The sequence below is a fragment of the Pseudomonas sp. 05N434 genome, from assembly GCF_056396965.1.
Genome location: NZ_JBFTMK010000607.1, coordinates 1 through 2,864 on the forward strand (window position 1 = coordinate 1; position 2,864 = coordinate 2,864).

The 2,864-nt window shown below is 57.0% G+C and carries 3 protein-coding genes and 1 pseudogene; 2 read left to right on the forward strand and 2 right to left on the reverse strand.

The window, feature by feature from the left end; translation table 11 throughout:
• A pseudogene (locus AC1DLB_RS26690) lies at window positions 1–667 on the forward strand (dolichyl-phosphate-mannose--protein mannosyltransferase); the annotation flags it as partial.
• Here the strand turns inward: AC1DLB_RS26690 and AC1DLB_RS26695 are convergent.
• Window positions 618–1,481 (reverse strand): phosphatase PAP2 family protein, encoded by an 864-nt coding sequence (locus AC1DLB_RS26695; RefSeq protein ID WP_477785979.1) that lies wholly within the window; start codon window positions 1,479–1,481, stop codon window positions 618–620. The pseudogene AC1DLB_RS26690 and the gene AC1DLB_RS26695 sit on opposite strands and share 50 nt — an antisense overlap.
• 34 nt (window positions 1,482–1,515) lie before the next feature.
• On the reverse strand, window positions 1,516–2,187 hold the full coding sequence (gene pmrG, locus AC1DLB_RS26700) for a lipopolysaccharide core heptose(II)-phosphate phosphatase PmrG (protein ID WP_026286668.1): 672 nt from the start codon (window positions 2,185–2,187) through the stop codon (window positions 1,516–1,518).
• A 260-nt stretch (window positions 2,188–2,447) separates the two neighbouring features.
• Here pmrG and AC1DLB_RS26705 point away from each other — a divergent pair.
• Window positions 2,448–2,864 (forward strand): methyl-accepting chemotaxis protein (locus AC1DLB_RS26705; RefSeq protein WP_477785980.1); only part of this gene is annotated, 417 nt, incomplete at its 3' end.

The following is a 2,864-nucleotide window of genomic DNA, read 5'->3' on the forward strand; positions in this document are numbered from 1 at the left end:
GTTCTACTACTACCTGGCCAAACTGCCGGAGACCTTCGCGCCCTGGAACATTCTGGTGTACCTGGGGCTGTGGCACTTTCGCAAAAGCCTGATGGCCAATCGTTACCTGTTGTTCTTCACGGTGTGGCTGCTGGCGCAGTTCGTCATGCTGACCCTGGCGTCGAGCAAACGCACGGTGTACCTGATGTCCATGACGCCTGCAGCGGCGGTGATTGCCGCGGAATATGCGAGCGTGCTGTTCGAGCGGCTTCAAGCCTACTCCGGTGCATCGACCTTGCCGGGGCTGATTGTCCGGCATCGTCGCGGTATAGGGGTTGGCGTACTGGCCGTGGTGATTGGCAGCTACCTCGCTGCCGCACAATGGGTATTGCCTCACGCTGATCGCACGCTGTCCTTCCTGCCGCTGACTGAACAGATTCAGGCATTCCAGGCCAGCGGGCAGCAGGTCGCGTTGTTTCAAGCCAACGAGCGGGTGGGCGGCGCCAGCGTGTTCTACACCCGACGCGTACTCAAAGGCCTGGATACCGAGGCGCAATTGCATGAGTTTCTGAGCGCCTCACCGGCTAATGTGGCACTCATGTCTGGTGTAAATGAACCCGCCGCGCCCTTAAAGGTGATCAAGACAATGATGGTGGGGCGTCAGGCTTACTACTTTGTAACCCTGTAAACGGCTCAGCGACGGGTAGCTCAGCCTTTTGCAGCACCGGCAGCTCCAGTCGCGCCCGCCCATAGAACGCCAATGCCGTCAGTAAACACGTCAGCCACACGAAGATCCCGGCCCAAAAGGTGTGGGACATGTAGTGCCAGCCTTGCAGGACCCRTGTCGTGCCGTAGACGAAACCGAGCAGCAGCGAGCCGTACATCATCGCTTTAGCGTACCGCCAGCGGTAGCGGCGAGCCACGAAGTACAGCGCGAGCATGGTGAAGCCGCCCGACGCATGCCCACCCGGCCAGCAGCGACCGTCACCGGCTTCTTTCAGCAGGTCAAAATTCTGGTACCACTCCTTGTGCTCGATTTTCCCGGCGTACTGAGTGGTTTCAACCGGGCAATACACACTGGTGTGGCTCTTGAGGTAGTGGATAACGCCGGTGCTGATGGAAAACGCGAACACCACATACAGGAAGTCCCGGCGGTGTTTACTGGCGAACCGAAGCACAGGCGCGACTTTGATTTTTTCCAGGAAGGCGATGATCTTCGAATGTTTTTCAGCCTTCAGTCGCGGCCAGAGAAATGACAGCAAGGCGCCGATGATCGCAATCTCACCCGTCCAGTTCGGGATGATCCGCGCCCATTTATGGGTGATCTGCTCGAACAGACGGACATGCTCCAACGGAAACACCTGGGTAACCGGGTCATAAAAAAGATCGCTGAAAGCGATGTCGATTTTGGTCATGTCAAACATCAGGAACACCGCGACCGCGCAGGCCAGCGGAATACCAAAGTTCACCCAGTAAAAGCGGTAACGGGAAGAAGTCAGCATCGTACGTCCAGATCCAGAGTGATGAAGAAGAAGCTCATTCGGTGGTCACCGAGTGCCAGTCAGAGGCCTCGATGGAACCAAGCATACGAGGTTCCTGAGGTTTTTCAGCGGAGATAAACAGAGAAGCGCCGTAGCCTAGAGTAGCAGTCGGCAGCTTGAGCTCTTTTTCGAGTTCCGCCATGCACTCGCTGTGGGTCACCAGAATCAGGTTGCGCCCCGCCACTTTGTGCGCCAGAGCATCACGTAACATACTGCCCCGGCAGTTGATCAACCAGTCTTCGCCGACGCCAACCTTGTTGAACATATAACTGGAGGTCTGTGCCGCACGGATGATCGGACTGTTATAGATATCGGTCTTGTTCAGGCCCAGACGTTCAAACTGCGCACCGACCCCCACTGCCACACTGCGCGAGCGATCTGTAATGCCATCATTGCCAATCAGACAGGGGGCGGTGGAGTGATCGCAACGCTCAACGTGACGCACCAGCACGATCATGTCGCCCTTGGCCCACCCCGCAGCCAGCGCACGGGCACCCGCCACATTGCCATGGGACAGATCGGGCACAGCCGCAGGTCGCAACAGCCACACGGTCAGCGGAATCACCAGCAGCAGTGAGGCCACGATGACCATTGCGTTTCGATAACGGGCCAAACGGCTCAGATCGATCGAGCGTTTTATCCCGAACAGACTCAGTCTCAATTCCACGTTCAGCCGCCTCGCCGGCATGCATCACAATCATACAAAACCGCAAGGGTAGCGAGTCTCGCGTTGGCTGCTGGTGAAACCCATGTGAAAAAAAGCTTAAGAACTGCGTAAAAATCTTGTTACAGAATCCATCCGACAAAATCCTTTCAGCTCCCGGGATTGCGGCCGATACATACCTGCTACACACCTTGCTGGCTCCCAAAAACAAAAATCTTCCAGCCAACAGACGATTAAAAGCGCAACGTTCCTGGAGGAATTTGATGAATAGCTGGTTCGGCAACATCAGCGTGAACCTGAAACTGGGCCTGGGATTCGGCCTGGTCCTGGCACTGACCTGCATCCTCGCCCTGACCGGCTGGACCAGCCTGGGCGGGTTGATTGACCGCAGCAACTGGATGAGCGACATCACTCAGCTCAATGCCGGCCTGACCAAGCTGCGCGTGGTTCGCCTGCAATACATGCTGACCAACGGCGACGAAACCGCCGCACAGAATGTGCAAACCACCCTGGACAGTTTTGTTGCTCAGCAAACCGCCCTGCTGGGCAGCTTCAAAAACCCTGAAAACGTCAAAATGCTCAAAGAGCAGGCCGCGACCATCGCCGCTTATCAGACGTCGCTGAACAAAATGCGCAGCGCCTACCGCACCGGCAACAGCGCCCGCGACGCCATGGGCGCC